Origin of the sequence: Klebsiella sp. CB_Kp196, from assembly GCF_040061575.1 — a bacterium.
Taxonomy (GTDB): Bacteria; Pseudomonadota; Gammaproteobacteria; order Enterobacterales; family Enterobacteriaceae; genus Klebsiella; species Klebsiella michiganensis.
In genome coordinates this window covers 82,318-108,887 of sequence record NZ_JBEAFH010000052.1, presented here as the reverse complement: position 1 = coordinate 108,887, position 26,570 = coordinate 82,318, and the positions used below count along the sequence as shown (strand labels likewise).

The window sequence follows — 26,570 nt, the reverse complement described above, 5'->3', positions numbered from 1 at the left end:
CGCATGAAAAACGAAGCTGCATTAGTATCGTTCTGTGGCGTTGAAGAGTCCGGCCCGTGCCTCTGTATCCAGGCGTGAAAACTTTGGGTGGTGATACCGAGACGTATTGCAACACCGGAAATAGAATGACCGCTATTAACAACCTGTTTGACTGCTTCAACTTTAAACTCTTCGGGATAACGCTTAATACCCGAAGGTATTTATATTTGAGCCATCTTGAATGACATCTCAGATGCCTGTTAAACCTAGGGTGGTTCAGTGTTGGGCTGCTTAGAGGGCATCAAAGGAATGTAGTGAGCTTTTCCTATTATCCGATAACAAAATGGGCAGGGCTTAGCCCCACAATACTGACGTTTGCATTGGTTACAGATCCAACGGGACCGTTTGTTTGCGGTAGTACCTTGAGTGGAGTGAGTCCGTCGGTTAGTGTAGTCAATACGTTTTGCATGCATGGTTAGTTTCCTCTTGATTTTTCCATACGCTGTTTTAACCACGACTTTACTTCGCTTTCAGTCCAGCGAGAACTGCGGCCCAATTTAATCGGCTTCGGGAATTCACCGTCTTTGATGAGCTTATAAAACCATTTGTCTGTTAATCCGGTGTAAGCAGTAATAAAAGCCATATCTACAAGGCGATCTTTGGTGAAGTCTGTATCTGACATGTAATTATTTTTTTGCTGATTAAAATTTGGTGCGTGTTCTTTCATTGTTAATTCTCTTTCGGAAAAAATACGATGTCCGGATTTATTTGAAGTTTAGATTTATTTATTTTTCTAAACGTTATTTTTTCAACATGTAACAGTGCGAAGAGAAATTTTCTTCGAATATTATAAATCTCATCATTCAGGATAGATCATGAATTAATAGCGATTTTTTGTATCTATCGCATATCTACCTATATGCTGCGTGAGTTGCTCTGGTAACAGCAATAAAAATTGAATAGATTGTGCTAGCTAGCATTACATCTACAAGATCAGACTGATTTTGGGCGATTTTTTAGCCAGTCATCCAGTTCTGACTCCAGCCAGCCAACTGATTTTGCCCCCAGGCGACGTTGGATGGGAAAAGTTGGATCATATCGTGGTGATTTGTCGTTTAACCAGTCATAAATGGTTGCACGAGCGATGCCTAGCTTTTCCATGACATCTTTTATCCTGAGCATTTTAGCTGGATTTACATACTTTACTGCCTGCTGTGTTGAGTTACTCTGAGACATAATCAATACCTTTTCACTTTGCATTTTAGACAGGAACTATGTTGCCAGAAAGGGATAACCTACAATAGACTCGCTAAGTAAATGACTAATGAATCACTTCAGGGGGCTTTACTTTTTATGAATACTATGATTCGCAATGCCTTAGATGAAGTCTATGATGACGTATACGAGGCTTTTAAAGAGAAGTTTGAAACGTTAGTAACAAAATTTAAAGATTCAGGACAAAACGAAGAGTTGAGCATGATACGTACGAATGCTCATGAAATTATTGAGGAGTTCAAGGCTATTGAGGAGGAACTGCCTGAGAGAATCGTTGATAAATCCTACCCGGGTAATTTCCGTTTGTACCAGGAATTTGTTGATGTTAATGGAATTGTTGTGCCAAAACCATATGTCTATAAAAAAACTTATGCGGAGGCACGAGCCAATATACATAAAGAAATGTTTGAGGGGCGAATTTCTGGGACCATTAAGTTGATGAATGAAAATTACCGTTCAAATTATCTGCTTATGGTATTTAAGGATTTTTATTGGAGTGAGTATCTTTTATCGAGTGGTAATAAAAAAGATAGTTGTAAGTATTTGCTTTATGCACTCTTTTATATGAGCTATGTCGAAGATGATAATGATAAAACTAAGCTTGATGATTGGCTTCGATTAAATTCAAGGTTCGAAAAAGTAAGAGGGAAAATAGCATCAAGTTGTGGTGGAAAAGGGAAAAAGTACGATATTGAATATCTAAAGCCATATATATCATCAGCGCTATCTGATTACTCACCAGAAGGTGGATGGAAGAGCAAAAAACAGTTCATTGATACCATTATTCCCTACATTGTAATGCTTGATGAAGAATTTACTCTCAGGGATTGGGATGACGAATTCAAAAGAAGGGAAGAACAATTGCGTAAAAAAATTGATGAATGGTTATTGAACGAACTCAAGACCGATTATGATAAATTTATACGAAATAAAAACAGGTGTTGATTATTCATACAGATTTTTAATTTTAAAGTTAGTTCCTGCTCTTCTTGACCGATAAGCTGTTTATCAGTCTTTAAATATGAGTCGGGAGGACTATGGTTTTTCTTTTTAGCCAAAAAGGATGCATAGGTTTTTACTATGACTGTAATTGCGGGGTTTACAGTCACCAATACCATAGCGCTGTATTTTTTTGCTACCGTGTTGGTCCTGAAAATATGGCGTATTATAAAAACATCACTCTGTTGTGGTAGTAGAAAAAGATTATATTTATCAATTTATTGTGTGTTTTGATGTTTTTTTTGATATGTCCATTATACTGCTATCAGTTGCTACTGGTAGCAACTGATAGCAGTGCAGTTGACATCAATGACGATGGATATGTATTATTTCGCTGGTGCTGCCATTACTATTTTTAATTTTTTCAATTCTTATTTTCTCATCTTCTTCCAGATAAGATAGCGCATCGTTAAGTTTTCTTGAATTTCTCAGGGCATATGGGCCTTTTCTCCTTACTATCATTTTATTTAGAATGGTGGGAGTGTTTAATATTTGAGGGTAATTAACATCAGGATCCTTGTATTTTAATAACCATTTGTACAATATATCAGCGTTATGCTCTATTGAATCTGAGCATGATGAGATAGCATCAAGAGCCTGTTGATAATAAAAATACGCTGTTTCTGCACCTGCTTTAATGTTTCTCTCAGATATCTCAGTTCCGTGCTCATCACTAAAAAGATGAAACACCCCAGCCAGTCTGACAATATTTTCAGGCATCTTAGACAACATGCCTTCTACAACAGGATGCATCTCATTGTCTTTAAGTATACGTGATTCAATATGTTTATATACTAAACCGAGTGCTGACTGAGCCTCTTCGGATAAGTATAAATATTTATGCTTTTCATTATTTTCGTACATCTCTTCAGAAAGCAGGAGTAGTTCCTTTATTCTGTCATGAAACCTGATGATGTTATTTTTACTGTTATTCTTAACAGGGCTGCGGTGCCCTCTTTTTGAGGTTACTCCGGTTATCATAAAACGGGACAGAAACCCTGAGCCTACTGCATAATCCCCCTGAAGTTTGATATATTTTTTAAACTCACTGGACTGAATCATTAATAACATTGTAAACATACATTCATCCATACTACACCTGCCACTTTTTCGTTCTATATCAAACGGAGCTCCATCCCATAAAAGGTTTAAAAATCCCAGGTTATTCTTTGCACGTCCTTTGAAGAAAATACCGGCCTCATCCGACATAAGACTCGATGAAGGCACATGACTGCAGAGTCCCTGCTGTAGTGCTTCTGGTGTCGTATCACTGTAGATCAACTTATGCAATGCGGGTGGTTGCGGTTTTTTTCGGTAAAGCTCTTTCATGCTCTGAGTATCGTATTCAACATCAATTCCTTTCTCGGTTTTTTTACTAATCACTTTCAATAGTGCTTTCTCCTGACTTTTCCATGACTGAAGTTCTGCATTGTAATCCAGCATTAATAACGTATATTTTTGACGTGATTCCTTTTCAAAATCAAAAAATGGTTGTGTGACTAATTTAAATACGGCACTTTTTCTCTCTCCAGAGTCAGCAATAACGGTGTAATACATTGGGCAAGGGCTCACTCTCCCGTCTGGATGTTGTATTTTTATTACCCCCTGGCATGCCAGTGATACAGCAGCCAGAACAACTGTTTCAATGAGTTCTACCGGAGCCTGTAGTTCTCTTTCTATCTCCTCCACGGCATCTCTTAAAATGGGAGGAAAACAATTTACAGGATTGTTATTTCTATCATTAAGCGAACTTCCAACACTCATATCTTATCTCTCATGTCAAGTTTATTTTAAGGGTATCTCCTTCCGGTAATGAGAATATGCTATCCGGCTGCTATTTGGAATACACCAGAAAACCATCAGACCAAATTAGCTTTATTTGGATTGATATTATTTTAGTCAGGATTGCTTTGCTACCTGATACTGTACAGATATGAGTCATGAACAGCTCTGTTCTGGTCTGTTTTACCCATGGGGAAATAGATAATTTGTGATGCCATTATTTAAAGCTACATCCAAAATTACGTTCACCATCTGTAAAGCATTTGCTTTTCTTTTTTGCAAAGTAACTTGTCCGGTAAATCAGCGAACCATATGACTCACTTTGCTTGCCATCCTTTGCATTCAGGTAATAACAAGGATTGCTGGGTGTGTGGACTAACTCTTTATCGGGGGGATATATGAAACTGACAGCACTCATCCATGACTCACGTATAAGGCGGAGGAGTGTACCTTTTTTACTATCGTACGCTCCCAGTGTATTGAAAGTGTCCCCGTTGAGTAACAGTAATACGTGATAATGTTTTTTATGTGAATCAGGTGCAAACTCTCTGGCCCAGACAACGCGTAATGATGTCTTACGAACTCGCTTTCCCTCTTTCTCCCGTTTGTTAAGATGATGTGAAATTTTTGCTTTCAGAGAGTCCGTAAATCGTGATATTACTGATGAGTCTGTCCTTGCGAAATTAGCCTCATCAGGCATGTCATTTAATGGTTTGAGAACCGGAGTATGTAAATCTATTCTTACAGCCAATACTCTTGGGTGTTCACTCAATGCTTTATCAATAGTCTGTTCTATTTTCTTTAAATGGTATTGATTCAATTTTCCGTGAGAGGTGATATATTCGTACATACTATTTGTTTCCTTTTTTATATTTCAAAAGTGTTAGTCGTAGTAGAACTGATTATTTAATTAAATCACTTTCTCTACGTTTGTATTGTTCATATGCATTATACATACGGTATATGTTTACTTGCCGAGTTATATGCATGAGCGTTGTTTTATTAGTGATGGAATGTTTGTTGGTTTCAATGTATTGAATTACATATGTTCTCATGTTTATTAATCTACAGGCATTGGTTTATATGTGTCGATATGTATCATTAACCTATATACACATCTATATACATACATAGACAAACGCCACTGTTCTTTAGTCAGGGGTTGAAATTGCAATAAAGGAAGGAATTAACGATATTCATGATTTTTATACCTTTTTAGCCATCAAATTGCTCTGGACTTATCACATATAATGTTTGGGCTTTTTATTAAGTTATGGATGAGTTTGAACCTATATTACTTTGGCGAAAATCCGTTATCCCTCGAAGGATATATCTATTCTTGAAGGTTAAGCGGTTTGGTACAAACAGATAAATTAAGGAGCTCATCATGAAACTAGCCAGTCGTTTTGGACGGGTAAATCAGGTACGGCGCGACCGCCCGTTAACCCGTGAAGAATTGATGCATTACGTCCCCAGTGTTTTTAGTGAGAATAAACACGAATCCCGCAGTGACCGATATACCTGGATACCGACCATCACTATTCTTGAGAATCTACAGCGAGAAGGTTTTGAGCCTTTCTTTGCCTGCCAGACCCGCGTTCGGGACCAGAGCCGACGGGAGCACACCAAACACATGTTGCGCCTGCGTCGTGCCGGGCAACTTACCGGGCATCAGGTTCCCGAGATTATCCTCCTCAATTCACATGATGGCTCATCCAGCTATCAGATGTTGCCGGGATTGTTTCGTGGCGTCTGCACCAACGGGCTGGTCTGCGGGCAGTCATTCGGCGAAGTGCGGGTGCCGCATAAAGGGGATGTGGTGGAGAAAGTTATTGAAGGGGCTTATGAGGTTCTGGGGATATTTGACCGGGTTGAGGAGAAACGTGATGCCATGCAGTCGGCTCTGTTACCACCACCAGCGCAGCAGGCGATGGCGAGGGCTGCTCTCCACTATCGTTTTGGTGAAGACCACCAGCCCGTCACTACCGATCAGATACTGACGCCACGACGTTACGAAGACCGCAGTGACGACCTCTGGACGGTGTACCAGCGGGTGCAGGAGAACCTGATGAAGGGAGGACTGGCGGGACGCACTGCACAAGGACGAAGCAACCGTACCCGTGCTGTGAACGGTATCGACGGCGATGTGAAACTTAATCGTGCGCTGTGGGTGATGGCAGAGAATATGCTCGAACTGCTGGGACAGGAATGACTTCGACGAGGAGAGACATACCCGTGAACACCGAAACTCACCCACACCTTCCCTCCGGCCCGTTTACGCGTGAGCAGGCCTCAGGCATCGCAGCGCAATATGACAACGTCGCCATTGAAGACGACCAGGGAACGCATTTTCGTCTGGTTATTCGTTGCGAAGGTGTGATGGTCTGGCGGGCATGGAACTTTGAACCTGAAGCCGGAGTGATGCTGAATCGCTACATCGCACGTTATGGCATCCGCAGGTCCTGACCAACCTTACCAGACTTCAGTCTCAGCCTTTCCCGCCAGCCCTGACCGGCTGGCTTTTTTATTTCCGGAGTCATTAATCATGAACAACGCATTAACGGATAACACCATTCCGACAGACACTCTTTGTGCCATACCTGTTAAAGATGAACAGCGCCTTCGTTTCTGGCCTCAGCATTTTGGTCGTATCCCGCAGTGGATAACCCTCGAACCCCGCATCTTTGCCTGGATGGACCGGTTGTGTGCGGATTACAGCGGTGGCGTCTGGGCTTTTTACACTCTCAGCAACGGTGGTGCTTTCATGGCTCCGGAAGAGAGTGACGGTCCCTGGTCGCTGTTCAATATCCTGAATGGTAACGGCGCTGAAATGAGTGCTGAAGCTGCGGGTATTGCGGCCTGTCTGATGGCTTACAGCCACCATGCCTGCCGCACGGAGTGCGATGCCATGACAGAGCATTATTACCGTCTGCGCGACTATGCGCTGAACCACCCTGAGTGCAACGCCATTATGCACATCATCGACTGAGGTCCTGCACCATGGAAAAACAGTTACCGTTGTTTGCATATGAACTGACAGCCTCCGCACAACAGACCATCCGCGAGGCGTTGACTCTTCTGGAGCGCCAGTTACGCGAGCCCGGCGCATCGTTTACGTCCAGCAGTTCAGTACGTGACTGGTTACGGCTTCAACTGACCATGGAGGAAAGAGAGACATTTGTTCTGCTGCTGCTGGACAACCAGCACCGCATGATTACGCACGAAACGCTGTTCAAAGGCACCATCAGCCATACCGAAGTCCATCCACGGGAAGTGGTGAAAGCCTCCCTGAAATACAATGCGGCAGCGGTGATTGTCGCGCACTGCCATCCCTCAGGCCATGCCGAACCCAGTCAGGCTGACAGACGGGTGACAGAGCGTCTGAAGAATGCTCTGGACCTTGTGGGGGTGCGTCTCCTGGACCACCTCGTTATCGGCGGAATGGATATCGTCTCGTTTGCCGAACGGGGCTGGTTATAAGGGAGGAGTATTAATGAAAATTATCAGTAAACGTCAGGCAATGGCGATATACCGACAGCATTCGCAGTCCAGGCTGTTTCGCTTCTGTACCGGCAAATATAAATGGTCCGGCAGCATCTGCCACTATGCCGGTCGCGAGGTGGAAGATATCAGCGGTGTACTGGCCGTATTCGCAGAGCGCCGCCAGGACCGCAACGGCCCGTATGTCGTATTACGCAGCGTAAGCCTGAATTAATTCACGATTAAGGAGAGCGACATTTTGTCGAAGAACACCACGATAGCAACGCATGATATCAGCGAACCCTGGTGGGGGCTCAGGCGAAGTGTCTCCCCGTGTTTTGGGGCCCGTCTGGTCCAGGAGGGAAACCGCCTGCATTACCTGGCTGACCGGGCGAATGTTAGCGGACAGTTCTGTGATGCGGATTTACGCCATCTTGACCAGGCTTTCCCGATATTGCTCAAACAGCTGGAGTTAATGCTCACCAGCGGTGAACTGAATCCCCGTCATCAGCACTGCGTCACGCTGTATGCAAAAGGTCTGACCTGCGAGGCCGATACGCTCGGTTCGCACGGCTATGTTTATATCGCGATTTATCCCACTCCTGTCGCCACGGCATAACACCGTAATACTTCGCACTTCAGCGCACATATCTTCCCACTAAAGAGATAACGCTTATGCAAACCAAATCATCCCCCCTCATGCGGGCGGCATCGTCACGTCCGTCTCCGGTGAGTGTCTGGCAGACCCTGCTGACCAGCCTGCTGGCACAACACTATGGCCTCACGCTTAGCGATACGCCGTTCAGTGATGAACAGGTCATTCAGCAACATATTGATGCCGGTATCTCGCTGGTTGATGCCCTGAATTTTATCGTTGAGAAGTATGAACTGGTCCGCACTGACCGCCCAGGCTTCAGCATCCTGACGCAGTCTCCGTTTATCACACCCATAGATATCCTCCGGGCCAGGAAAGCAACGGGGCTGATGAACCGTGACACGTATAAAGAGGTGACGGCTATTACCAGAGGGCAACATCCGCAGGTCAGCGCTCCAGGCAAGCGATGAGCTGGACGAAACAAACCGCGTCCCGCAAGCACATAAACACCAGCCCTGACCGGCTGGTATTTTTCTGACTATAAAGGAGAGAAATAATGTCCGGAAATAATATTAATGAACCCGAAGTATTAACCGGGCACACCGGTGTGATTTGTTCCACCAGCATTGAACGTATTGTCACTGGCCGTAATGCTGCGCTGACACGGATTGAGGCGCTAATTCGTCAGCTTGATGACGTTTCCCAACTTACTTTCGGGATTGGTGGCGACGTAGCTAATCATTGGGCGATGCGGCAGGGCCATTCTTTCGACTGCTGGTTGGTGCAACCTGTAGATAAAGCGATGCCAGTCATCACCCGCAATATCGACTGCAGCATCTGGCGCGATCTGATGTTGAAGTCAGGGATGCTGACATTGATGGATGCTGAGGCGCGTAGTCAGTGGGCTAAGAACCTCGAAGAGGGCGATCTCCCGGCAATCAGCGAAGCGAATATCCTGAGTACCTTTGAGCAACTTTATCTCAACAAACAGGAGGTCTTCGAGCGTGGCATCATCAATGTGTTCAGGGGATTAAGCTGGGATTACAAAACCAATAACCCCTGTTACTTCGGCAAGAAGATTATCGTTAACAATCTAGTGAAGTACGATAAATGGGGCTATAGCCTGAGCTGGGGCTGGCGGCGTGACCAGTTAGCCGATCTGGAGCGCATGTTGTTCCTGCTGGATGGTAAAACCATTCCCGATAACCGGCACGATGTGACTATCCGAGTGATGGATTTCATTCGCGATAATCCACGGCAGCAGGAATTCGGAGATGATCTCTTCACTATTCGCCTTTTCCAAAAGGGCAGTGGTCATATCACGTTTAAGCGTATGGATTTGGTAGAGAAGATGAACGATATCATCGCGAAGCACTATCCGGGAATGCTGGCTGCTAAGTGAGTGTAAAAGATCTTCGCTTTTGGGTAATGGTCTTTCAAATCTTCCACACTTATACCGAACCTTCATCTTAAACACATAAATGTGTTTTTACGCTTTTTTGTGTTTTAATGCTTGTCATCAATCTCATCAGAAGAGCGATACCATGACACAGAACAATATCAAACAGCTTCGTACCCAACTGTCGATCACTCAGCGCGAGCTGGCGTATATGGTCGGCACCAGCCAACAGCAAATCCAGCGTATCGAAACCGGAAAGGTCGCAGCAAAGCTAGGCCTTGCACAGGCAATATGCAATGCCCTGGATAAGCCTTTAAATATCGTATTCCCGGAAAGCGATCAGTTGATTAACGACTTTCACAAAAAGTGCCGTAAAACTGATGAAGATCTTGAGACGATAGTTACAAGTGGTATTGAAATGGATAGCGGTCTCTGGACCGTAAAGCTTTGGCTTCAGGGACAGCAGGACTATTTGTTGTTGCCCATTTCAGCTGCGGATAAGCGGAGGTTTTATTATTATTTTCAGGAAAAAAACGCTCCAAACACAGAGCGCTTCTTCGTTCTTGATTCTTCCGAGTATCGTTATGCGTTAAATATGCGCGAAGTGGTATTTCATCAGTTCCTGTCTGATGGCTTTGCTCCCATCATGAGCGAAGAAGAAGACGACTATGAAGACGATTATTTTAATGTCCATATCACCTTGGTGAACGGTGGCCCTGTGATTCCGCTGAGCGTTGAGCCTGATGCGCCGCAAAACGAAGAGGCGGATGATATCGGTCAGTTGAATGCGTTCTTTGAAAAACTGGACAGCGAGCCTGAAACCACAGATCGTTATATGCTAACCGACGAAGATGGAGAAGATGCTTTTGTCCGCATTGGTTCTATTGCCATGGTGCGAGTCGTACTTGACGCGCTGGAGCCTGTGGAAGAAGATGAAGAATAGTTTTTAGCTAGCTGTATTCACAGGGAATCGCGTTGAGTATATATGTGAGTATACATCATGATCTCTTGTTTTTATAAATTCATTTATTTCAATTGGTTATGTCAGGAATCGCGGTGCGGCCTTCGGGCACCAAGTGATGCAATAATTAGCTACCTAAGGGTGGCTTTTTTTGTGTCCATTTTCGTCCAAATTCGTCCATATCCGTATGTAATTAAAAGATAATTTATTTTTCGATAATAACCATGTTTGTTTTGTGGTCTTTACGTGTTGGTCATTTTTCGTCCATTGACATCCACGCGATTTGGGGGCCAAATTGGGGGCTTAGACGTAGTTCGATAATAGTGAGGCCCCCAAATGGCACTAACAGATCGCGCTATAGTCCACGCCAAGCCTTGTGGCAAGCCGTATAAGCTCAGTGACTCGCATGGACTTTACCTGCTGGTTAACCCTAACGGTTCAAAACGCTGGTACATCAAGTACCGCTTTGTAAAAAAAGAGAAAAAGCTCGCTTTAGGCCCTTATCCGCTTTTGACGCTTGCACAGGCAAGACGCATGCGTGAAGAGGCCCAATTACTGCTGATTTCCGGCATCGATCCGAGCGCACACCGAAAGGCTGAACGCCTTGCTGTAACGCCGGAACATACGTTTGAGTCCGTAGCACGCGAATGGGTCTCCAGCAACGTGAACTGGTCGGCGGAACATAAGAAGCGGGTGCTGCGTTATTTCGAGCTTTACGTATTCCCCACGAACGGCAGTTGCGACATCACCAAAATGAAGGTTAAAGACCTGCTGGTACCCATCAAGGAGGTGGAGAAAGCGGGTAAACTGGATGTTGCTTCCCGGCTTCAGCAGCGCACTGCCTGCGTGATGCGCTACGCCGTCCAGAACGGTATTATCGATCATAACCCTGCATCAGATTTAACCGGCGCGGTTTCCACGCCCAAAGTACGTCACCACCCTGCATTAGATTTGAATCTTATCCCTGATTTCCTGGATAGAATCGACGATTACAACGGCCGTCAACTGACTCAACTGGCGGTAAAGCTGGCGCTGCTGCTGTTTATCCGCTCCAGCGAACTGCGCTTTGCCCGCTGGGATGAGATTGATCTGCGTAACGCCATGTGGACAATCCCCGCCGAGCGTGAGCCGATCCCCGGCGTTAAATATTCAGCGCGTGGGGCGAAGATGCACTCCCCACACTTGGTCCCATTGTCACGTCAGGCCATCGAACTGCTGCACGAGGTGCGGCAGCATTGCCGACCGGGAACTGAACTGGTATTCCCCGGCGATCATAACTACCGCAAACCGATGAGCGAAAACACCATCAACAAAGCGCTGCGGGTGATGGGCTACGACACCCAGAAAGATGTCTGCGGTCACGGTTTTCGCACTATGGCCTGTAGCGCGCTGGTGGAGTCGGGCCTGTGGTCAAGCGACGCGGTAGAGCGCCAGATGAGCCATCAGGAGCGCAAGCGCGTGCGGGCGGCGTATATCCACAAGGCGCAGCACCTGGAAGAGCGCCGGGAGATGATGCAGTGGTGGGCGGATTATCTGGATGCAAACCGGTTCAGGCATGTTGTGCCGTATGGCTTCAAAAAATCGCCGGGAGGCGCACTCGACCATATGAGCTTCCAGGAGCGCAATGACCGACAAATGGAGGAGCTGAAAGCCCGGATACTGGCCGACTCGGAATGGCTGACGGCGTCTGAGTTATCGGCAAAAGCGGGTTTCCGTTCTGCCGATCCTGAGGCAGGCCCGAAAGGCTGGAAAGCCGCCGGGAAGATATTCTCGCTGAAGGTCGATGGTGAGGATTTATACCCGGATTATGTTCTGGATGAGAAAATGCGGCCCCTCAAGGTTGTCAGGCTGATTCTCTCGCTGTTCAAAGAACGCAAAACGCCCTGGGGACTGGCTATCTGGTTCGGTTCGGCAAACCGCAGGCTGCGAGGTGGAAGGCCGAAAGATTTGCTGACTTCGAAGTCAGAGTTGGTTCTGATGGCGGCGCAGGATGAGGTGGAATCGGGGGAGTAGGGGAATGCTGGAATATCGTGGAAACATTTTTCTATGCGAGGGATAGTTACTCAACCCTGAAAGAATGCGTCAAATCGCTCTTTATCCTTCTTTCTTTAATGGAAAATGACGTTTGGAAGGTTGAATAAGGCATCGCATTTCTGGCGGTCTTTTTTTGATCATTACGTTGCTTCTTTCTTTATTTGTTCATAACATTGTTTTGTTCATGATTCATGAACCATTATGAGGTGTGAACAAATGAAAGAAGAACAGCTTTTGTCTGATGTGATAGAGAATCTGCCAAAAGGATTCCATTTGCAGTATGAACATAGCGGTAGACATGGTAAGCACGATGCCTTGGGTAAGCTAACAGGGCCGGATGGTGAGTCAGTGACATTTGCTCTGGAAGTAAAATTTATCCACCGTAAAGAGTCACTGATGGCTGTTCGCGAACAAATGGTTCGCTTTCCTGCGGATTTTCCTGTTCTGCTGGTGTGTAACCGCCTGACGTCTGCACTGGCGGAATATTGCGCCGACAGCCAGATCAACTTTATCGATACGGCAGGGAATGCCCGTATCCAGGTTCCGGGGTTGTATGTGCGGATCGAAGGCCGCTATGAAAAGAAACCCGTTTCCACCAGCAGTCGTTTTGCTGAAGGGGTGATGAAGCTTCTTTTTGTTTTGCTGTCTAGCCCAGAGACCCTGAACGAGACTTATCGCAGTTTGGCCGGGAAGGCGGGTATTTCTCTGGGAATGGTCAGTAAGGCTTTTGATTATCTCGAAGCGCAACGCTATTTCCGCAAATCGCAGAAGGGGCGTCGCTTAATCAATGAAGGCGAGTTAGAGGTTTTGTGGCTGAAAGATTATGCTACCGCTTTGCGCCCTAAGCTGGATTCGCTTTCTTTATCCGCGCCTGTTTCATGGGATGAGTTGACGCTTGCGTCCGGGGAATACTGGAGCGGTGAGATTGCGGCGGCAGAGCTGAGCGGAGGATACCTGATACCAGAAAATGGCGTGATTTTTACATCCCATCCGTTGTTACAAAGGCGAAAGGAACTGGGACTAAAACCTGTTCCGGGGGGGAAACTACAGCTGATCGCCGGTTTTTGGGGGAGCTTTGTCCTGAACCGCAGAGCCGAGGCGATGCTGTGCGTGGCTGAATTGCTGGCAAGCGGCGATGACAGAAACTGGGAAACGGCAAGGATAATCAATGACAAATATCTTCACCTTAATGAATCCGATCTCTTCAGCTACTGAAAAGTTACTGAGCCAGATCAACCGTATTTGCATCGCGCAGGGGATCCCGTTTTTTATTGCAGGTGCAACGGCTCGTGAAATTCTGCTCCATCATGTACACGGCAGAAGTATTGGTCGCCGAACCCGTGATATTGATATTGCCGTTTTTGTGGATAGCTGGCCGAGATTTGATGCGCTTAAAAATGCTTTCTTTGCTGAAGGCGCAGAGGCTGCCCGTGATAACGCCCATCGTATGATTGTCGAAGGGATCGAACTGGATATTATTCCTTTTGGTGGTGTTGCTGAAGGGAATCAAATTGCCTGGCCGCCAGAGCGCGAGATCATCATGGCTGTGGACGGATTTGCCGAGGTATCTTCTCATACTGTAACCGTACGACTAGATAATGGTGAAAATCTTCCGTTTTGTTCCTTACCAGGACTGGCGCTGTTAAAACTTTTTGCCTGGCGCGACCGTGGGCATGGAAGCACCAAAGACGCGACCGATCTCTTTAAGATTATCCGTGAATATGGTGCTATTGAGGATGAACGCATCTATGAGTCGCCCGTAGAAGGGGAACGCCTGGACTGGGATCCCATACGTATGGGTGCTTTTCTGTTGGGAAGCGATATCGCGACAATTAGTGAGCATTCATCCTTGCAGGATTTACGGCATCTTGATAAAGAACGCCTGATAGATGCGATAGTACGACAACATGGCGTGGGTGATATCGCCGGGATTGAGCAGATCATCAGTGATCTCTGGGATGGTATGGCAAGTGATGGTTGAGGATGTAGTTTTAGATGAAATGTTCACAACAGAGTTTTGATCATGAATCATGAACGGTATTATTGTGAACAATGGCAGGGCGTAACGCCAACTGCCCGATTAAGATGCGCTTATGTTATCAATAATGCCAGTCCAGAGTCAGTCGCGACATCATCAAACTGAAGGTCAAAGGCCTGCTGGTTCCCATCAAAGATAGTGGAGAACGCAGGTAAACTTGATGTTCCACCTTCCATGGCGCACCGCACTTTCGGCATGATGCGCTAATATTATGGCTATATAGGTATTGAAAAGATAAAATATTATCACTATGGCTAAAAAAACGGCTCCCTTACTTCCCGGTACTAATCAGTTGCTTGCTGAGTTTGGCGAACGGCTTAAGCTGGCGCGACTGCGACGTAAGCTCACAGCAAAGCGGGTTGCTGAGCGAGCCGGGATGTCGCCAATAACCTTGCGTTCTCTTGAATCAGGCGGGACGGGCGTGACAATCGGCGCTTATTTGTCAGTTATGCAGATTTTGGGTCTTGAAAAGGATCTGAATAAACTTGCCGCTGAGGATGAACAGGGACGCCAGCTTCAGGATTCCCGGCTAATAAATAAAACGCGTGTTTCTCGTCCTGCTGCCATATCTCACACAAACAGGTATACCGGAAACGTGATAAAAAACGATGTCTTCGACAAGCAATTCTCGATATCACAAGAAAAATCAATCGATTCTGAAGTAAAAACGGGAGTCGTGACATCGGCATCTCTTGCTGCACTGCTAAAACCAATAAAGAAACCCAGAAAAGGTAGCTGACACGCTGGAATTTTTGTATTGAAACGAGGGACTGTAGATTTCGATAGCTAAAAATAAAGCCTGCTGATGATATGTTTAAAAAATGCCAAAAAATGTACATATGGCGTTGATATGTCGATGCTGTAAACATGTTTGGGTGTTATGTCGATAAAACTGTTTTTTTTAAACATATCGTCATGCTTAATCCAACCGCTCAATCAGTCTTATATCTGTTACGGAAAATGCCTGTAAAATGGCGCATTCTGTCATCTGGCAATGTTCATATTTACTGGATCGAGGAATATCGCACCCCCTTAATTCCATGAAAAGTAATTTTAATTCATTTAGTTATTAATCTTTTCTCCGCTGAGAATATGAATTTTTATCCCCTGTAGGGGATATATTCAAAATATCTATCCTGGGGGATAAAATGAACGTAACCTCACCCAAAATGCTGGCTCAGGCAATCAAGGATGCACGCAAGCAACGTAACCTGACCCAGCGTGAAACTGCAGCAAGTATGGGCATGAAACAGTCAACGGTTTCAGAGTTTGAGAACCATCCTGAGGGGACTCGCCTGGATACGCTCTTTAAGCTGCTTGCCGCTCTGGACCCTAAGCTTCAGGTCGTAAGCCGGAGGGGTAAAAACAATTCTTCTGATGGCTGGGACCAGGAGTGGTGATCTATGGAAAGATGAACAAAATGGCCATGGCACTATCGGGACGGAACCACCATTTTCACTGGCGTACCATCTGGATTTCCAGAGCACATAAGAGAAGCTATTTTTGCATCAGTCAGCGTGTATTCCGTAGCCATCTCGGTAGTAGTTGAAACAGTAAAAAATGCCCCTATTTCATGGCTAATTAACCGCTAAACTCTAGCCATGGAGGAAACTACCGATGTTACCCCGGACACACCGCCAGCTCGTGAGCGTTGAAGTGATGTGGCCTGCTCAGACGCTACCGCTTCCCCTGCAACAGGTAGTCGAAGCATTGAATCAGGGCGAAACGCCCGATCAGATTATTATCCGCATGAACCAACGGGGTCTGCTGGCGTGGCGTGAGGATGCATCCGCGCAGGATACACACGATATCTTTCAGGTTCGACTGGACAACCAGAATGAGGCGCGGTTTCTCTGCCGCTACGTTACGCTGCCGCTGCACTGATGCTTTCAAATCTCCTTGAGATATAAGTGCTTTGCGAAGCAAACTGCCTCATCTTTACCCACATACGGGCCATAGTTAGCGATGCGCTGATAGTTATGCTTTACATAAAAAGCAACTGCGTGGGTATTAACTTTACGGGTTTCTAGCCTGATTTCGTTATATCCAAGCGACTTTGCTTCACCTTCAAGATACCGGAGCAATGCTGTGCCTGTTCCGGATGCTTTATTGACGGAAAACATTCTTTTCAATTCAGCAATATTTTCAGATATTGGCCGGATCGCCCCACAACCGATTGCCTCGCCATTTTCATCTTTTGCCACTACCCACAGCGCTCGATCAGATTTCATGGTATCGATGTTAAAGTTGGTCTTTCCGCTATCGCCAGTTATCTCAGCCAGCGTCGCGGATAGCATTTCGATAAGATACAAAGACTCTGGCGTGTCGGGGTCAGATTTTTCTATTAATATCATTGGATTAGTTAATGGTGCTTTTAGTGTTTATTCGTACTGCTAACCTAATTTAATCCTCGTAAATTAAATAATACGAAATAATTATTACGCTCGCTCTGGTGTTATTGCGCTTTTGGCCGTTGTGCATACAGTTTTGCAAGGGGCAGCGAAGACCCTATGAGGGCATCATGGTTATTCTATTGCGGGAACCAGCTTCAGCCACGGGTTATTCACCGGTATTATCTCTCCAAGCACCCGCCCAGGATCCTCCATCAGAAACCCTTTCAACTGACTATTTTTCTTTTGTGGTGCGCAAACCTCGCAGGTCCAGATAAAACTGTCATCATTACAGCGCAGGGCCAGCCCTGACTCCTGAAACATTCGCTGTGCCAGCTTCCAGCCGTCGCCGGTGTCTCCAGTGGTTTCTGATGCGTATATCTTAAAGATCCCCGGCGAAATCAAGAAAAGATGGTTTTCCACCACATGTACCTTGCCGTTCCGGGTATTCACCGTGGTTGAAGGACTAGTGTGGTTCTTCAGCCACTGCAGGAAATTGTTATTGTCACCAAGCCTCGGGTCGTCTGCTATCTCCGGTAACGGTTGAGTCGGTGCGCTAAGTTCAGGGGCGGGTTCGGCTTCAATTATCGGCGTCACATCACCATCGAAACAGGCCGGACGTTGATCATCCTGCCCCCAGATTACAGACGGCGTCAGGCGCAGTAGCGTCAGCGGTTCAACGGGCGACCAGCCTTTATCCGATCGGATAATGCAGCGCCAAATCGCTTTATCTTCGTTGGCAACAATAAGTTGATGCGTCAGCAGTTCGTCAAACAGGCGGTTATTGTTTTCCGGTACGCTGGCTACGCCATGCTGGAGCAGCCAGGCGCGGACCCGGTCGGCGGTGGTTTTGCTGATAAGCCACAGCGCATCCTCCGTCAGCCAGCCATCGGATCCGCATTCGGGATTATTGAGCCGGTACTCGTTCTGTACCAGCGACCGTAAGGCTGTAAGAAGCTGCTGGGGGAAGGACGAGGGTTTTTGCGCCAGCGCGGTTTTGATATTGCCACCGAGGTATCGAGCGACAGAGGCTTTATCGGCCTGCTGCACCAGTTCAGCCAGTGCGCCAGCCCGTTCGTAGTGTCCGGTGATCTGATAAATCAGGGACGCAAAAGCCGCCGGGTATCTGGCCAGCCAGTCCAGTAATGGCGAGGATAGCAACTGATTAAGCAGCATTGCGCCAGCCGCCGGATGCAGATGATAGTCGCGACCGTGGCTTTGGTACTGCCAGCGATAAGCCTGCGCCAGATTACCTTGCCACGGATGCCAGCGTTCGCCAGCGAGTTGGTAAATCTCCATATCCACGGCGATTTTTCCCGTATCGTGCAGCAATGCCGCGCAGACCACTGCGACTGTCCATGCGCTGGCCTGCCGGGCCTGTTCTTCTGCTCCTGCTTCCGGTGGCAGCAGATAACCCTGGCGCAGTCGGACGGCGTTGCAGGCAACCTCCAGCGAATGGTCCAGTAGTCCGCCGGGAGTGGAATGGTGATGACTTTGTGAGGCGGGCAGCAGTTGTACCAACGCGGCGAAGCGATTAATCGCCGTGAGGATCCAGCTATCAAACAGGGTATCCGGCAGTGGGGTCAGTTGCCGTAACTGCTGCAAACAGGACTGGCGTAACGGTGTCGCCAGCAATCGCTCTGCGGATTGTGGCGCAAACCAACCCTCCGGCAGCGTAGCGTCTGGCGCAGGTGGCTGGCTTTGGGATGATCTTTGTAGCCACTTCAGCATAATTCCCCTTTCTGGGCAGGCCCCTTTGCCCTTGTTGCCCTTCCTTTGCAGTTTCTCCCTTTGGGCCTTTTGTGTGTAACAGGTTTTTTTGTCAGCCAGGAACAGTTAAATGTTGTGCTTATCTCAACGGACAAATTTTGTTCAATATGGTACTGGTGGCTGAAATAATGCGATTGGTGAGGCCAATGTTATGGTGCGAGTGAACCACACAGCGTTGGATGGAAAAATAGCAGGTAATTTGTGCACTTTGATTGATGAGGAAGCACTGGCGCAGGCCAGAGGGCAATTGGTTGCACAGGGCTGGCTGACAGCAGATGAAATATCCCTGCTGACGGATTTTACTCCTGAACAGTTCGCTAAGTGGAAACGCGAGGGCTGTATTTTCTCGGTACATAAAAATGGTGTAGGGGAGGCATTTCCTGGTTATGCGTTAGATGAAAACTTGCGGCCATTACCGGTGATGAAATCGATTCTGGATATTCTGACAAAGGTGAAAACACCATGGGGCATAGCCGAGTGGTTTGCTACCTCAAATGATTTATTGGCAGGCAAGATGCCGGAGGAGATGCTATCGCACTATCCGGCCAATGTAATTCAGGCGGCGGAAGCTGAAGCATGGCAACTCATTAATGGTGCTGAATAGACTTAGTCAGGGCATATTATTTTTCTCCGACCGAGTATGAAATGAAAAAAGTGACCGACGTTTTGTCGGCCACTTTAAAATTACCACCAGGCATAAAACATCAACCTGTCTCGCTCAAAATCAAACGTCTCCAGCGTCTCCTTCACCCACAGGGTGACGGCGCGGACATCTTTCCAGTAGTGTTCTCCATAGTCGGTATATCCATAGAAAAAGCCGTCAATCGTGGGATAAACCGCGCCGCAGTTATCCGGCGTCAGGCTCTGCAGGTCGCTCAGAAGCGCCTGCAAGTGTGCTTTTGTGACTTCTAACAGCACCTGGTTACGCACCAGCCCAACGTGTTTATCCACCCATTTGAGTAACGGGTTCACCTTGCGGAAATACCCCACTCTGGCGTACTGGCTTTCATCGGGCGCGTTTTTTGCCCGTTCGAAAAAGAAGAGATCGAGTCCCATATATCACTCCAGAAAAAAGGGGAGCAATTCCCCGACGGGGAAGGCTCCCCGTGCGGGTGGGCTGTCAGGCGCTAAGCTGACAGGGTTGTGGTACAGCGTTGAGTAGCCATTCACTGGCGTGGCGCGCCATACCGCTGGCGCGGATCACTGCCCGCTTGTCCTGGCGCAGGATATCCAGCCAGTAGCCGATATAGCTGGCGTGCTGGAGCCTGCCCTGAATGCCGCAATGGGCGCACAGGAAGGCGCTCCCCATCTCCGCCACTAATTCTTCAGCAGCGTAGAGCGCTTCGGTGTGTTCCGCTCCGGCAATACCGGGGCGGTTGAGGCGTGAAGCGTGTCCGGTAGCGTGTGTCAGTTCATGCAACAGCGTGGCGTAGTACGCCTCGCTGCTTTCAAACTGCTGCGGGTGCGGCATCATCACCAGGTCGGTCGCGGGTTTGTAATACGCTTTCGACTGGCGGCGATGGCGCAGCGTCACGCCGCTATTCTTCGCAATGGTTTCGGCCATCTCCACAGGCTCTGCGGGCCGGGTAAACGGCTCAGACAGCGACTGCGGCAGGCCGTCGCACTGCGACAGGTTAAACAACCGGAACTCGCGGATGATCCCGAAATGCCGTATCTGCGGCTCGCCGTTTTCATCAAGCAATGGCTGACCGAGAGCGTCGGTCTCTTCCTGCGTGCGCGGCAGATACAACACCGCCAGAGAGGATTTCTCGCCCCGGCGCACTTGCCCGCCGAGCGCGCTGACCTGATGGAACGTCAGCCAGCGGTCGCTGGCAAAACTTTGCTTGTCGGCGCTGTTCCACAACAGCGGCACGTTGATGCCGTGATACGGACGACCGGATAACGCATTGATCGGGAACGGCGGCTCGCCATCGCGCCACGGGCGGATCCACGGCACATTGCCGTTTTCCAGCTCAGCAATAATCTGGTCGGTGACTTTCTGGTAGATATCGTTGCTTCTGTCCATTGTGCGATCCTCATGGAAGAAGCCGGAGCTACCTCCGTCCGGAGGCGACTCCGGCGGGGAGAGGTTATGCCTGTTCAGCCATCGAGACCTGCACATAGTGGCCGTGATAGTTGAGCGACAGCGGTAATGCGACAGGGACTTTCATATCGCCCTGCGGCGGCTGGCAGTAGATCGTAAAGGTGACTTTCTTGCGGGATGCCCCGGCGGTGCGCAGGGTCAGCAGTACGGCGAGCAACAGATTGCCCAGCCGTTCTTCCACCTGCTGCGGGTCGGCGGGAAATTCCACAGCGGATTGCCAGACATCAGGGGCGATAACCACCGGCATTAACGACGGTTTTTTATCGAAAAGCGACATGGTGTTTCTCCTGTAAATGAGCAGGGAACACCCTTCGCAGGGCGTTTCCCTGCGGGATGGAATGGTACGGGTATCCTGCGCATCTGCGCCGTTCGCGCCTTCCGGATACATGGCGAACTTACTGCATGGCTGGCGGTAGTGTTTTCTGCGCGGGTGATAAAAGGGAGGGGAAAATCATTACCGGGACTGAAGAGTTTTATCGTTCCTGAAATGTGAACGCAGGCAGATTGATGCGCACGCATCGCTCAAAAAATGATCTTTTTCAGGCGGATACTGAAATCAGAAAAGCATATGACCTTGAACAGTAAACACAATGACTGGAGGGATATGCTAATGAACCAACAAGATATAAACGCATTAAAGAATTTTGATTTTCTGGCGCGCAGTTTTGCCCGTATGCACGCCCTGGGCCAGCCAGTGGATATCGATGCCGTGACCGGCAATATGAGTGATGAACAGCAAGCATGGTTCCGGGAGCGATACGACCACTACCGAAAGCAGGCTGAGCGGGCGAGAGTGATAGAACTGCGGTGATGTAACGAACAACGGGCTTAACGGCCCGTTGCGTATTTTCAGGCTTTGAAAATCTGTTTACGGTGCCAGCCGACATACTGTTCAGCAGGCCACTGCGTTTTGTCATAAGGAAGGAATAACTGCTGGCCGTCCCGGTGCCAGAACAGATGGTCGACCACCGGACTACGACTGACGCCGCCGGAGATGCGGATGGTCATACTCTCATCCAGCCCGAATGCCCCCATATCAAACGCGTCATGGTGCAACGTACAGAGCGCCAGTCCATTGTTCACCACGCAAGGGCCACCATACGCTTTCCAGTGAATATGCGCCGCTTCAATACCAACCAGCGCGCCATCCAGCCTGAGATCGTAACCGCAGAACGCGCACCGTGAGTGGTAAGCGCGAAGAACGATATCCCTGAAACGCGGATCGCGGTTCCTGGAGCGATCGATAAAATCGAATCCCAGTTGGTTGGCCAGGATCCGCTGAATACTTTCCGGGAAGCGATCGGTGAGGATCTTCTGGGCCAACTGGTCGATCATCTCAGGGTGGGCCAGCAATTGTTGGTAAGCCGCCTCATCGAAGCCGCCCGCCACCTGGTTATCAATCAGTTCTTTCTTTGTCGGCTGAGTATTGCCCTTGCGCGGTTTGCAACCTTCTGCGTGAGCGATCTCCCAGAAGCCGTCTGTTCGCAGCCGCCAGAACGGCATATTGGGATAGTCGGTGCGTCGCTTGGGGCCAAACTCTTTCAGCAGGCGAGTAAGCGGTTCGTGGATCTCCAGGCCGTAGTTAAACAGGCGTGGATGGCCTGCTTTGTACTGCGACAGTACGTACAACAGCAGCAGCGGTTTATGCGGCGCGCATACGTCACCCTGACGCCAGACAGAGACGTTAGAGATGGCGGATTGCAGCGTTTCTGGAGAGATCATAAGAATGAACCGGGTAACAGGCTGATGTTATTGCGATCATGCTCGCAAAATGCCGGTGACTCAAGCCCCGTTCATCACACCGTCAGTACGAAATCTTCAGGGAATGCGTGTTTTACTGACGATCATTTTCCCGACCTGTTCGCCAGCGCTGCGGATATCGCCGACCGCGCTGCCCATCACCCCGGCGACTGCTGCGCCGATCCTGACGCCTGCCCACGTCAGTGCGCCCAGCCAGAATGCGGGTAACACCAGGAACATCACGCCCATAAGGATATTCACAATCAGATCGTCGGAGGTGTTTTGCAGGCCCCAGAGGTTGAAGTACGAGTGGGTGTCGCTGTCGTACATCATCTGCATCAGCCAGTTATCCAGCCAGCGCGCCAGTTCCCACCAGAAGGTGAGAAAGAACAGGGCGAACTGCACAAAGCTCAGCGTGATGACCGTTTTAAGATCCCATGCCGAGAACAACAGAATTATCGGAATACAAATCACCAGCGCCATTTCGAGGAACGCCTGCACCATCGGCAGCGCCTGGCGGACGTTATCAAACGCCGGAAAAAGAGCGTAGCTGGAAAGCCCCGCGCCGATGATCCCGCCCACACGACTCAGCAACTGCGTCTGGCTGAGATTATCTCCCGCACTCCCGCCAAACCCGTTGTACACCAGCCCGCCCTGTGACACCTGCATATTGCGCGGGCTCACCAGCGAGCGCAGTACCGCTTCTTCATACTCCTCTTTCGACTGCCCCAGCCTCTGTAGTTGTTGCCAGAGCGTGGTATCGACCTGCTTCAGTAGCCGATTTTTCAGCCCCGCATCGCCATCGGACCACCACTCCTTACACGCTGGATAGCCGCCACCGCCCGTATCGCTCAGACCGTCGTCGCGGCTGGCGTCATAAGGCCAGGCGGCGCGGGGCGAACGGGAATGATCGTGGTCGTAATAACCCGGTGTAGTGAGGTAAAAAGACGATCCCACCCAGTCCACCTCTCGGCTCTGTTCCTCGCTAATATCGCTGCCCAGCCGCTTGAGGCGTGCGCGCGACGGCCCATAGCAGTCGTTAACGAAATCCTGTAATTCCTGTGCCAGCGCTGGATCGGCGATCCGGGTGTGCTGCACCTCAAAGCGCAGCTGGCGCAGGTCCGGCTTGCAGGGCAATACGGCGACGGCGGCGCTGGTAATGCCTTTACCCAGCGCATGCGTGAAGTACCACCATACCGGCACGGAAGCGCTCTGACCGCTGAGTTCATTAATCAAAGGTGCATAGCCGGAATCGCCGGGCTGTACCACCGACCAGCCGCACTGTTTTGTGCGCTGGCTGTCGTAGGTGAGGGTATTGATATCAACATTGAGAAACGGTATGCCCGCGAAGAGGATCACCAGCAGGGCGCTGTAGAGGGAGTGCTCCACCCAGACGACCAGCAGGCGGGCGACGTTGCCTTCATCGGCCCCCTGGCCGCGCGCTTTCAGCCACAGGGCAACCAGTTTTGCCAGCAGGGGCAGGGCGAACAACCCGGTGGCGGTCAGCGTCTGCCACACGCCGTTGTTCACCAGCCAGCCGAGCAGGGTGAGCACGTACTCGAAATAGCTGTTGGCGGTCATCGCGGGCTGTCCGGCTGCGGGTTATTGAGGTTGTGCAGACGGCGGTCGCTGTCGTCCGGCACCTCCACCGCCTGGCCCTGAAGCTGGTCGCGCTGCTGTTTGCGTTGCAGGATAAGGCTTGTGGTATTGCGCGTCAGCGCCTGGCGGAAATCGAGTTCCAGCTTTAACTGGCTCAGCTCTTCATCCAGTTGGGCGGTGGTTTTGCCCAGGCTCTCCTGTGCCTCTTTGACGTTGGCGATATTCGGTTCGCGCATGCCCGCGAGCAGCGTGCGCCGGGCCAGCAGCGCCTGCTCGGTGACGCGGGCCAGTGCCAGTTCTCCCGCCAGACGTTCGGTGAGGACGGCAACATCCGGATCGTCGCGTAGCGCCTCGACCACGCCGCGGGTAAGCTGCATGGATCCGCCGGAGGCTTTCGCCAGGTTGTCGAAGCCGGGTTTCTGGCTGCCATTAACCAGATCCGCCAGAAGGGGCAGGATCTTCGCCTTTTCTTCGTCGATCAGCGGATGCAGGCCGATCCCCGCCTGTGCGCCGGAGCGTGCCTTCGGATCGTCGGTGACCTGCGCCACGCTGATAGTCTGCTCGCCGACCACGCGGGTCATCCATCCGGCGGCCTCTTCAGGGGATGTCCAGGTGCTACAAAGTTCCCCGTCGTATTCGGAGGTGGTAAGAGATGTGGTGCTGGTGGCGGGCTGCTGGTTGAGAATGTTCCAGCCTGCGGCGGTGGCGTCATGGACTACTTTAATCGGCGGCTGGCCTTTGCCGCCGCGCTTTTCGCCGCCCACCCAGCGCTTACCCTTTTCGGCGGCCTCTTTTGCCGCTTTCTGGTCGGTGCGGATGGCGTCATTATCGCTTGCGGCGAGGGACTGGTAATTCTCCGCTTTGGCTCCGGAAAACCAGGCGGAGTCTGCCGCCAAATCGGTCATCTTCTCCGCTATTTTCTGGCAGTTCAGCAACGACTTATCAAAATCCAGCCGCCCCTGCAGCACGCCGTTGGTCAGCAGATCATAAAGCTGCGGATTGGCGCGCTGGATAATCATCGCGGGCAGGCTGGCGACCGCCCCGGTGGCACTCTGGATAACGTTGCCCATCAGTTGCTGGAAGCCATCGGTGATGCCGTTGAGCTGGTTGCGCACCGTGGTGTCGATGTCAAAATTGCCGCACATCATATCGGCGTTCCAGCCAATGCCCACGCTAAGCGGCGAAGGGCTGCGGCGCACGGGCGGCGGCATGACCGCCTCGCCGCCGCCAATCTGGTAGTAAAGCAGGTCGTCGACCGCGCCTCGCGTGCGGAAGCTGTAGTCGTCTGCCGCCAAGCAAACCCAGGCGAAAAACACTAAGACCAGGCAAAGGACTCTCATCATTGCCTCCGTTAACCGGTACTGCCTAGGAAGGTTTGCCCCCGGCGCGGACAGCATTTGTAAGGCCGCCACAGCGTCCAGGCGTACGCGCCGTTCTCTGCCAGCTTGTCGGCGTAAGTGTCGGTGGCGCTGCCATCCGGGAACACAGAACAGGAAGCGGATTTTTTCGGCGTGAGCATCTGCCAGCGATGGTTATCGCTGTCGCCTTCGATAACCGGGGAGGGCGGCCAGTATCCGGCGCGGGATGAGGCGGTCAGCGGCGTGTAGATATGCGGTTGCCCGGTACGGGTCACCAGATCGGCCGCGCGCTGGGCGATAACGGCGGCGGCTTTATAGTCGTGCGTCTGGCTGATGGCTCCGGCGCGAGGGTAGATATTGCCCCACATATCGCCGTTCTGACCGACTTCCCGCATGCCCGGCGTCAGCGCCTCTGGCCAGGTCATTTCCGCTACACCGCTGCGCCACGCCAGCGTATCGAGTTGACTCAGAAAGTACGGTTGAAAAGGCTGCGATGAAGGTGAGCAGATATAGCCAAACTGGGTGAAAAATTTTGCCAGTTCATCACCCGCCGGGAAGCCGATGGCGTCGGCATTCTTAAAGCGGATCTTGCTGTGCTGGCTGGCCGCTCGCGGATTAGTGTCGCCACCGCTTTCGGCAATGCCGGGTAACGCCGGGCTGAGTAACGACATCTCCGTCCACGGACTTTGCCCGGTGTTGCTGTAAGCCGACACCACCAGATCCGGGCGGAAATGACTGACCTTCACCGACGTGCGTACCGTACAGCCGAGCGGCGTGCAATAGAGCCAGTAACACAGGCCGACAACCCGATAGTTCACGCAGTCCGGCGACAGGGCGGAAGCGGCAATTTCCGGCGTGGTAATGGCTCTGAGCGGGAAAGCGGCGCACAGCATCAGGGGCAACAGAAGAGGAAAGCGGTCTTGCATAACGCCTCCGGCAACAGAGTTTTCTTCTGCCGGGTGTAGCGCAATGCCCATAAGATCACTGCTGAAAACTGGAACCAGCCCGTGAAAATTGTTGAGTCTGGCATCAACCTTTGCCGGGCTTTCTGGTGTTATTCTGTGGTT

General features: G+C 49.8%; 31 protein-coding genes and 1 pseudogene. 18 read left to right on the top strand and 14 right to left on the bottom strand.

Features of this window, described 5'->3' with window-relative positions; translation table 11 throughout:
* Positions 1-11 precede the first annotated feature (11 nt).
* The 3 genes and pseudogenes from ABLU87_RS18015 to ABLU87_RS18005 all read right to left on the bottom strand — a co-directional run.
* Positions 12-200 (bottom strand): annotated as a pseudogene (locus ABLU87_RS18015) (transposase); the annotation flags it as partial.
* A gap of 254 nt (positions 201-454) precedes the next feature.
* The gene (locus ABLU87_RS18010; RefSeq protein WP_047665397.1) at positions 455-661 is read right to left on the bottom strand and encodes an AlpA family transcriptional regulator; all 207 of its coding nucleotides are present in this window, start codon (positions 659-661) and stop codon (positions 455-457) included.
* Positions 662-972: 311 nt separating this feature from the next.
* The gene (locus tag ABLU87_RS18005) at positions 973-1,215 is read right to left on the bottom strand and encodes an AlpA family phage regulatory protein (protein WP_108704261.1); all 243 of its coding nucleotides are present in this window, start codon (positions 1,213-1,215) and stop codon (positions 973-975) included.
* A gap of 117 nt (positions 1,216-1,332) precedes the next feature.
* Here ABLU87_RS18005 and ABLU87_RS18000 point away from each other — a divergent pair, with 117 nt between their 5' ends.
* Positions 1,333-2,199 (top strand): hypothetical protein, encoded by an 867-nt coding sequence (locus ABLU87_RS18000; RefSeq protein ID WP_267985982.1) that lies wholly within the window; start codon positions 1,333-1,335, stop codon positions 2,197-2,199.
* Positions 2,200-2,559: 360 nt separating this feature from the next.
* Here ABLU87_RS18000 and ABLU87_RS17995 read toward each other — a convergent pair whose 3' ends face one another.
* Entirely contained in the window at positions 2,560-4,017 is a 1,458-nt protein-coding gene (locus ABLU87_RS17995) for a YfjI family protein (protein WP_348865996.1), read from the bottom strand.
* A gap of 235 nt (positions 4,018-4,252) precedes the next feature.
* Positions 4,253-4,885: an inovirus Gp2 family protein gene (locus ABLU87_RS17990; RefSeq protein ID WP_348865995.1), complete on the bottom strand. Its 633-nt coding sequence runs from the start codon at positions 4,883-4,885 to the stop codon at positions 4,253-4,255.
* 537 nt (positions 4,886-5,422) lie between these two features.
* Here ABLU87_RS17990 and ABLU87_RS17985 point away from each other — a divergent pair.
* The 15 genes from ABLU87_RS17985 (at position 5,423) to ABLU87_RS17915 (ending at position 16,426) form a co-directional block, all read left to right on the top strand.
* Entirely contained in the window at positions 5,423-6,247 is an 825-nt protein-coding gene (locus ABLU87_RS17985) for a DUF932 domain-containing protein (protein ID WP_348865994.1), read from the top strand.
* A gap of 23 nt (positions 6,248-6,270) precedes the next feature.
* Positions 6,271-6,501, top strand: a complete 231-nt coding sequence (locus ABLU87_RS17980; RefSeq protein WP_087776359.1) for a DUF905 domain-containing protein — start codon at positions 6,271-6,273, stop codon at positions 6,499-6,501.
* Positions 6,502-6,580: 79 nt separating this feature from the next.
* Positions 6,581-7,024 carry an antirestriction protein gene (locus tag ABLU87_RS17975; RefSeq protein ID WP_065805885.1) on the top strand — a complete coding sequence of 148 codons (444 nt, stop codon included), beginning with the start codon at positions 6,581-6,583 and terminating at the stop codon, positions 7,022-7,024.
* 11 nt (positions 7,025-7,035) lie between these two features.
* Positions 7,036-7,515: a DNA repair protein RadC gene (radC, locus tag ABLU87_RS17970; RefSeq protein ID WP_065805886.1), complete on the top strand. Its 480-nt coding sequence runs from the start codon at positions 7,036-7,038 to the stop codon at positions 7,513-7,515.
* A gap of 13 nt (positions 7,516-7,528) precedes the next feature.
* Positions 7,529-7,750, top strand: coding sequence for a DUF987 domain-containing protein (locus ABLU87_RS17965; RefSeq protein WP_065805887.1), 222 nt, complete (start codon positions 7,529-7,531; stop codon positions 7,748-7,750).
* A gap of 24 nt (positions 7,751-7,774) precedes the next feature.
* Complete coding sequence (locus tag ABLU87_RS17960; RefSeq protein WP_065805888.1) at positions 7,775-8,134, top strand: type IV toxin-antitoxin system YeeU family antitoxin; 360 nt, start codon at positions 7,775-7,777, stop codon at positions 8,132-8,134.
* A 56-nt stretch (positions 8,135-8,190) separates the two neighbouring features.
* A complete protein-coding gene (locus ABLU87_RS17955; protein WP_065805889.1) occupies positions 8,191-8,580 on the top strand; it encodes a TA system toxin CbtA family protein in 390 nt (129 codons plus the stop codon).
* 86 nt (positions 8,581-8,666) lie between these two features.
* Positions 8,667-9,512, top strand: coding sequence for a DUF4942 domain-containing protein (locus ABLU87_RS17950; RefSeq protein WP_267985988.1), 846 nt, complete (start codon positions 8,667-8,669; stop codon positions 9,510-9,512).
* Positions 9,513-9,654: 142 nt separating this feature from the next.
* A complete protein-coding gene (locus ABLU87_RS17945; RefSeq protein WP_267985989.1) occupies positions 9,655-10,452 on the top strand; it encodes a helix-turn-helix transcriptional regulator in 798 nt (265 codons plus the stop codon).
* A 354-nt stretch (positions 10,453-10,806) separates the two neighbouring features.
* The gene (locus tag ABLU87_RS17940) at positions 10,807-12,483 is read left to right on the top strand and encodes an integrase arm-type DNA-binding domain-containing protein (RefSeq protein WP_122117025.1); all 1,677 of its coding nucleotides are present in this window, start codon (positions 10,807-10,809) and stop codon (positions 12,481-12,483) included.
* A 237-nt stretch (positions 12,484-12,720) separates the two neighbouring features.
* Positions 12,721-13,719, top strand: a complete 999-nt coding sequence (locus tag ABLU87_RS17935) for a type IV toxin-antitoxin system AbiEi family antitoxin (RefSeq protein WP_122117045.1) — start codon at positions 12,721-12,723, stop codon at positions 13,717-13,719.
* Complete coding sequence (locus tag ABLU87_RS17930) at positions 13,673-14,485, top strand: nucleotidyl transferase AbiEii/AbiGii toxin family protein (RefSeq protein WP_122117026.1); 813 nt, start codon at positions 13,673-13,675, stop codon at positions 14,483-14,485. Before ABLU87_RS17935 ends, ABLU87_RS17930 begins: the two co-directional genes overlap by 47 nt.
* A gap of 307 nt (positions 14,486-14,792) precedes the next feature.
* Positions 14,793-15,281, top strand: coding sequence for a helix-turn-helix transcriptional regulator (locus ABLU87_RS17925; RefSeq protein ID WP_060876391.1), 489 nt, complete (start codon positions 14,793-14,795; stop codon positions 15,279-15,281).
* Positions 15,282-15,690: 409 nt separating this feature from the next.
* Positions 15,691-15,942 carry a helix-turn-helix domain-containing protein gene (locus ABLU87_RS17920; RefSeq protein ID WP_049078821.1) on the top strand — a complete coding sequence of 84 codons (252 nt, stop codon included), beginning with the start codon at positions 15,691-15,693 and terminating at the stop codon, positions 15,940-15,942.
* Positions 15,943-16,159: 217 nt separating this feature from the next.
* Positions 16,160-16,426 (top strand): hypothetical protein, encoded by a 267-nt coding sequence (locus tag ABLU87_RS17915; protein ID WP_042927201.1) that lies wholly within the window; start codon positions 16,160-16,162, stop codon positions 16,424-16,426.
* 5 nt (positions 16,427-16,431) lie between these two features.
* On the opposite strand, the gene ABLU87_RS17910 is transcribed toward ABLU87_RS17915, so the two are convergent.
* Together ABLU87_RS17910 and mobH are read right to left on the bottom strand one after the other, a co-directional pair.
* Positions 16,432-16,896 carry a GNAT family N-acetyltransferase gene (locus ABLU87_RS17910; RefSeq protein WP_049152369.1) on the bottom strand — a complete coding sequence of 155 codons (465 nt, stop codon included), beginning with the start codon at positions 16,894-16,896 and terminating at the stop codon, positions 16,432-16,434.
* A 171-nt stretch (positions 16,897-17,067) separates the two neighbouring features.
* Entirely contained in the window at positions 17,068-18,663 is a 1,596-nt protein-coding gene (mobH, locus tag ABLU87_RS17905) for a MobH family relaxase (RefSeq protein ID WP_122117027.1), read from the bottom strand.
* A 190-nt stretch (positions 18,664-18,853) separates the two neighbouring features.
* Between mobH and ABLU87_RS17900 the strand changes: the two genes are divergently transcribed.
* Entirely contained in the window at positions 18,854-19,306 is a 453-nt protein-coding gene (locus tag ABLU87_RS17900) for a hypothetical protein (protein WP_049106853.1), read from the top strand.
* Positions 19,307-19,386: 80 nt separating this feature from the next.
* Here the strand turns inward: ABLU87_RS17900 and ABLU87_RS17895 are convergent, their stop codons facing one another.
* The 3 genes from ABLU87_RS17895 to ABLU87_RS17885 form a co-directional block, all read right to left on the bottom strand.
* Positions 19,387-19,758, bottom strand: a complete 372-nt coding sequence (locus ABLU87_RS17895; RefSeq protein WP_032942214.1) for a hypothetical protein — start codon at positions 19,756-19,758, stop codon at positions 19,387-19,389.
* A gap of 64 nt (positions 19,759-19,822) precedes the next feature.
* A complete protein-coding gene (locus ABLU87_RS17890; protein WP_122117028.1) occupies positions 19,823-20,728 on the bottom strand; it encodes a zincin-like metallopeptidase domain-containing protein in 906 nt (301 codons plus the stop codon).
* 64 nt (positions 20,729-20,792) lie between these two features.
* Positions 20,793-21,083: a hypothetical protein gene (locus ABLU87_RS17885; protein WP_025713656.1), complete on the bottom strand. Its 291-nt coding sequence runs from the start codon at positions 21,081-21,083 to the stop codon at positions 20,793-20,795.
* A 333-nt stretch (positions 21,084-21,416) separates the two neighbouring features.
* On the opposite strand from ABLU87_RS17885, the gene glgS reads away from it, so the two are divergent.
* Positions 21,417-21,617, top strand: a complete 201-nt coding sequence (gene glgS / locus ABLU87_RS17880; protein WP_020845974.1) for a cell surface composition regulator GlgS — start codon at positions 21,417-21,419, stop codon at positions 21,615-21,617.
* 38 nt (positions 21,618-21,655) lie between these two features.
* Here glgS and ABLU87_RS17875 read toward each other — a convergent pair whose 3' ends face one another.
* The 4 genes from ABLU87_RS17875 to ABLU87_RS17860 form a co-directional block, all read right to left on the bottom strand.
* The gene (locus tag ABLU87_RS17875) at positions 21,656-22,528 is read right to left on the bottom strand and encodes a phosphorothioated DNA-binding restriction endonuclease (RefSeq protein ID WP_061382774.1); all 873 of its coding nucleotides are present in this window, start codon (positions 22,526-22,528) and stop codon (positions 21,656-21,658) included.
* A 96-nt stretch (positions 22,529-22,624) separates the two neighbouring features.
* On the bottom strand, positions 22,625-24,127 hold the full coding sequence (locus tag ABLU87_RS17870; RefSeq protein ID WP_122117029.1) for a conjugal transfer protein TraG N-terminal domain-containing protein: 1,503 nt from the start codon (positions 24,125-24,127) through the stop codon (positions 22,625-22,627).
* Positions 24,124-25,485: an integrating conjugative element protein gene (locus tag ABLU87_RS17865; protein WP_122117030.1), complete on the bottom strand. Its 1,362-nt coding sequence runs from the start codon at positions 25,483-25,485 to the stop codon at positions 24,124-24,126. The genes ABLU87_RS17870 and ABLU87_RS17865 overlap by 4 nt, the downstream gene beginning before the upstream one ends.
* A gap of 11 nt (positions 25,486-25,496) precedes the next feature.
* Positions 25,497-26,429, bottom strand: a complete 933-nt coding sequence (locus ABLU87_RS17860; RefSeq protein WP_227633884.1) for a TIGR03756 family integrating conjugative element protein — start codon at positions 26,427-26,429, stop codon at positions 25,497-25,499.
* Between the last annotated feature and the right edge of the window lie 141 nt (positions 26,430-26,570).